Source organism: Mucilaginibacter sp. (genome assembly GCF_028288105.1).
Classification (GTDB): Bacteria; Bacteroidota; Bacteroidia; order Sphingobacteriales; family Sphingobacteriaceae; genus Mucilaginibacter.
This window is the reverse complement of the sequence record NZ_JAQBOI010000075.1, coordinates 1-4719: the sequence shown is the minus strand read 5'-3', so window position 1 is coordinate 4719 and position 4719 is coordinate 1. Positions and strand designations below refer to the sequence as shown.

Here is a 4719-nt window from a genome sequence, read left to right as displayed (position 1 = left end):
TGCCTATTGATAAACTGGAACGCAGCAAAAGTATCAAAGAACTGGAAAGCCTGGCCGAGAAGAACAAGCAAACGCAGCTATTCATCGAAACCCCTTTCCGTAACGATAGTATGCTGCAGGAGATATTAAGAAGCTGCAAGCCAACTACCCGACTGTGCATTGCCTGCGATATTACCGCGCCTACAGAGTTTATTAAAACAATGACCATAGCAGAGTGGTTAAAACAAGTGCCCGATCTGCGTAAGCGCCCGGCTATATTCTTACTATTCCACGCCTAAAATGAAATGATAACCCTGCCGCAACATACCAGTGTACTGATAGTTGGCGCCGGGCCATCCGGTTTAATGATGGCCGCGCAACTGTTGCGGAATGGGGTACAACCTATTATTATAGATGTTAAACCCGGGCCAACCAATCAATCTAAGGCATTGGCGGTACAGGCCCGCTCGCTTGAGATTTACCGGCAACTGGGGGTTATAGATAAAATTATTAAGGAAGGTAAACAGGCAGGGGGCTTATCTTTTAATATGGGCGGCGAACAGCTGGCCGCTCTGTCGTTAAAGGACATGGGCGATGCTGAAACGCTGTTCCCCTTTATCCTCCTGTATCAGCAAAGCAAAAACGAGCGTTTGCTGCTCGACTATTTAACCCAGGCCTGCTGCCCCGTATATTGGGAAACCTCGCTCATTAGCCTCAAACAAAATAAAGATAGCGTTGAAGTTACCCTGCAAAACGGCGATACTACCCACAACCTTACCTGTAATTATGTTATTGGTGCCGATGGCGCGCATAGCGTAGTACGTAAGCAATCAGGTATCCCGTTTACGGGCGATACCTATCAGCATAAATTTTTCCTGGCGGATGTGAAGCTGGCCAGCAGCATGAGCAGTGATGTGTTGACTTTGTTCATGGAAAAAAATGGCTTCGCGGGGTTCTTCCCCATGCCCGAAGAGCGCTCGTTCCGGATTGTTGCCAGTTTGCCCGATGGCCTGGAAAACAAGGAAGATCTGAATATTGAAGATGTACTGCCCGATCTGGAGGCTACAACTGCATCAGCCTTAAAAATTGAGCAGGTTAACTGGTTCACTATTTATAAACTGCACCACCGCATGGCTGAAAAGTTTAGCGATGGCCGCTGCTTTTTAATTGGCGATGCCGCGCATATCCACTCGCCGGTTGGCGGGCAGGGTATGAACACCGGTCTGCAGGATGCCTATAACCTGGGCTGGAAGCTGGCCGCGGTGATAAACGGACAAATAAGAGAAACTATCCTGACAAGTTATGCCATAGAGCGCATGCCGGTGGCTAAGGACTTGCTTAACACTACCGACCGCATATTTAACCAGATAACCTCACGTAGCTGGTTAAGCGGGTTGTTGAAGCGATATGTTATGCCTAATGTGTTAAATTTGGTTTGGAAGAACGAAAAGCTGCGCAGATTCTTCTTTAAACGTGTATCGCAAACAGGTATCAATTATCGCGATAGCAAAATTAACCTGCAATTAGGCCATGCTCACGCCACCTATATAAAAGCCGGCGACCGCCTGCCATACCTGGAGATATTTGACGAGAAGAAAAAGGTTAAAACCGATATACATACCTGGTGCAGCAAACCCGGCTTTACGCTTATCACCCTGGGTGACATTAAGGAAGGATTTTTGTTTACCCTTGCCAAATGGATAACGCAGGATTATCAGGGCAGCATTAACTTTTTCCACCTGCCGCCATCAAACACTAACTGGCATGTTTTTGATGCCTTCGAGGTAAAAGCCGGTATGCGCAAAGCCCTTATCATCCGCCCGGATATGCATATCGGTTACATCAACGATATTGTGGATATTGAAATGATGAACAATTACCTGCGCAATGTTGTGGGGTTTAATAGGTAACTCACTTAGCTACTTTTAGTTGACTAAAAACGTCATGATTATTTAGTGCCGTAACGTTATTTATTTCCTGATAACTGCTGATAGATAAACCGTCCTGCATTTTCACGGTGAATGTTTCTTCGCCATTGCCCGCTGTCAAAACTAAATATTCGCCAATAGTATTTAGCAGTGTAAGTTCGCCGGTAATGTAATTAAGGGCTATCTTATGCTCTTCTATTGTTGTTATATCCGATTCTATCAGCTCAAATTTGGGCACTTCAAAAGTGATGCTGTTACCCAGGTTATCTGTTAAAACAGGAATCTTATTCTTCAATGTTTCTATGAAATACCCAATAGCAAAGCTCAGTTTATAATGCAGCGAATTTGACCGCCCATCATTATTCTTCATTTCGCTGAACGTTTTTAACCTGTTGCCGGGGTTGTATGCCTGCGATTTTAGCAGGAACTCCTGGTAGGAAGCAAACAGTACGTTCTTTTCAAAATCGGTGGTTGATAACGCGTCTATAACCTGTTTGTAAGTAAGTTTAATAATTGCCTTTGACATAATGATAGGGGGTTTAATGGTAATAGGTCTGTATATTTATAATGCGATACCAAAAGTATAAGTGCCGGTATAACCTGCTGCTACGCTGCCGGTTAAAGATGGTGTTTCGTTAGCCAGATCGGTAGCTGAGTTTCCTAAAATACCATCTTGTGCATTTCGGGTTGTATTTGGCCCCACACCATAATTATTATGCACTGCATCTGATATGGTTTCAGGGAAACCAAATTGAGCGGTTTTTTTCAATACATTATTTACAAAAACCTCGAAATGAATGTGCGTTGCCCTGCCACCATACCAACCCGGGTAAACAGTGTTGAAAGTTAAAGCGCCTTGTGTATCGGTGGTTTGATAGCCGCGCAGCCAGGTTTCGCCAATATAGCTTTTACTACCTAACTGCCCCTGCTGACCCGAATAGCCCGAGTAATAGCCATCCTTATTACAATGCCAGATGTCTACCCGGGCATTAGCAAACACGTTACAATTGTCGTTGGTGTTTACCACTAATAAGTTAAGTGTTAACGGTACGCCGGTTTGCCCGCCGGTAATGTCTATTCTGTTTAGCGGATTATTAATTTCACCTCCGGGGTACGGATAAGGACCTTCTACTTCGGTAGGGGTTACGCGGCATGCGCTGCTGTTAGTGCTCGAGTCTGATGATGTGGTTGTGCCTGTAGATGAACTGGTGCTTACTGAGTCTTTTTTACAGGCATCTATCAGCAGGGGGCCTGTTGCTGCCGCTAATACAAACGTTCTAAGGAAGTTTTTGCGTTCCATATTGTACAAAAATTAGTAGGGGTAAATAATAATTAATGTAAATGTAGACGGAAGAAGGGGCACAGGGAATGGTGTGTCGGTAAACAGGGTGGATGTATCGACTATCCGATTTTTTTCATCACATTTTCATCCATCTGCGGGCAAAATCAACATAACTATCGCTTATAGGCAATTCGATACCGGGCAGTTTAACTTTACGGTTTTGGATAGAGATGATCTTGTTCACCGGTATTATATAGCTGCGGTGGATGCGCTGAAATTTATCTTCCGGAAGTTTTTCCAGCACTTTTTTAAGGGGCATTAGCGTAAGTATCGTTTTATCAAATTGCAGATGGATCTTGATGTAATCCTCCATACTTTCAATGTATTCAATATCCTTCATGTTTATCTTAACCATCCTGTATTCGGAGTGCACATACAGGCTTTCATCCTTGCTCTCGGCAGCGGTAGCTGTTTTGTATCGATAATAGTCTATGGCTTTTTCAATCGCCTTACCAAAACGTTTTACATCGATGGGTTTTAAGAGATAATCTATTGCTTCCAGCTCAAACCCTTCAAAAGCGAAGTTTTTGTAAGCGGTAGTGAATATCACCATAGGTTTTGAAACTAACGACCGCACCAGGTCTATACCGGTAATATCGGGCATGTTAATGTCTACAAATAGCAGGTCGATTGGATTATTGCGCAGGTATTCTGCACCAGATACGGCATCTTCAAACGTTTGCAGCAATTGCAAAACCGGGAAGCGAGAAACATAGTTCCTGATCAGCTCCAATGCCAGGGGTTCGTCATCAATGGCAACACATTTTAAAGCCATAGTATTAGGTATGTAAGGTTAACACCACGGTAAACTGATTGTTGTCATCGGTAATATTTAATGTATGCTTACCGGGATATAAATGCTGCAGGCGTTTTTTAGTATTGACAATACCAATGCCGGTACGTTCAATGTTTTCTTTACGGTCGAATATTGGGTTTGTACACATAAAGGTAATGGTATCGGCAGTTACCATCAGGTTAATATCTATAGCGCTTTCGTGCTGTTTGCTCACACCATATTTAAATACGTTCTCTACAAAGGTCATGAAGAATAAGGGCGCTATTTTTTGCTGCGCGATAGTGCCCGTAATATTAAAGTTAACCCTGGTTTTGCTGCCTAAACGTAAACGTTGCAGATCTATGTAATCTACAATACAATCTACCTCGCTTTGCAGGCTTACAAAATTTTCGGTAACATCATCAGTAACGTATCGCATAATATTTGATAGCTTCATGATGCTCTCTGCCGTGTTAGCGTTGTTGGTGATGGCCAGCGTGTAAATATTATTCAGTGTATTGAACAAAAAATGTGGGTTGATCTGCGCTTTAAGGAAAGATAGCTCGGCGTTTGCTTTTTCGGCCTCGGCGCTTATTGCACGCTGCTCGGTAAGTTGCCACTGCTGTACCGTTTTTATAGCGGTGCTAAGCGCCATTATCATTAAAAACAGGAATAAGCTGATGGTATCAAAATGC

Annotated in this window: 5 protein-coding genes and 1 pseudogene; 2 read left to right on the top strand and 4 right to left on the bottom strand. The window is 43.5% G+C overall.

The annotated features are described in order from the left end of the window. Positions 1-278: pseudogene (locus JWQ85_RS05250) on the top strand (SAM-dependent methyltransferase); the annotation flags it as partial. A 6-nt stretch (positions 279-284) separates the two neighbouring features. Next, complete coding sequence (locus tag JWQ85_RS05245) at positions 285-1889, top strand: FAD-dependent monooxygenase (protein ID WP_299465029.1); 1605 nt, start codon at positions 285-287, stop codon at positions 1887-1889. A 1-nt stretch (position 1890) separates the two neighbouring features. Here the strand turns inward: JWQ85_RS05245 and JWQ85_RS05240 are convergent, their stop codons facing one another. The 4 genes from JWQ85_RS05240 to JWQ85_RS05225 form a co-directional block, all read right to left on the bottom strand. Continuing rightward, positions 1891-2433, bottom strand: a complete 543-nt coding sequence (locus tag JWQ85_RS05240) for a hypothetical protein (protein WP_299465027.1) — start codon at positions 2431-2433, stop codon at positions 1891-1893. A gap of 36 nt (positions 2434-2469) precedes the next feature. Continuing rightward, positions 2470-3207: a hypothetical protein gene (locus JWQ85_RS05235; RefSeq protein WP_299465024.1), complete on the bottom strand. Its 738-nt coding sequence runs from the start codon at positions 3205-3207 to the stop codon at positions 2470-2472. A 118-nt stretch (positions 3208-3325) separates the two neighbouring features. Continuing rightward, positions 3326-4024, bottom strand: a complete 699-nt coding sequence (locus JWQ85_RS05230) for a LytTR family DNA-binding domain-containing protein (protein WP_299465022.1) — start codon at positions 4022-4024, stop codon at positions 3326-3328. A 4-nt stretch (positions 4025-4028) separates the two neighbouring features. Then, positions 4029-4719 (bottom strand): sensor histidine kinase (locus JWQ85_RS05225; RefSeq protein ID WP_299465021.1); only part of this gene is annotated, 691 nt, incomplete at its 5' end.

Coding starts and splice junctions, on each gene's coding strand:
- JWQ85_RS05240 (WP_299465027.1), bottom strand. CDS start 2,433: ATGTCAAAGGCAATTATTAAACTTACTTACAAACAGGTTATAGACGCG.
- JWQ85_RS05230 (WP_299465022.1), bottom strand. CDS start 4,024: ATGGCTTTAAAATGTGTTGCCATTGATGACGAACCCCTGGCATTGGAG.
- JWQ85_RS05235 (WP_299465024.1), bottom strand. CDS start 3,207: ATGGAACGCAAAAACTTCCTTAGAACGTTTGTATTAGCGGCAGCAACA.
- JWQ85_RS05245 (WP_299465029.1), top strand. CDS start 285: ATGATAACCCTGCCGCAACATACCAGTGTACTGATAGTTGGCGCCGGG.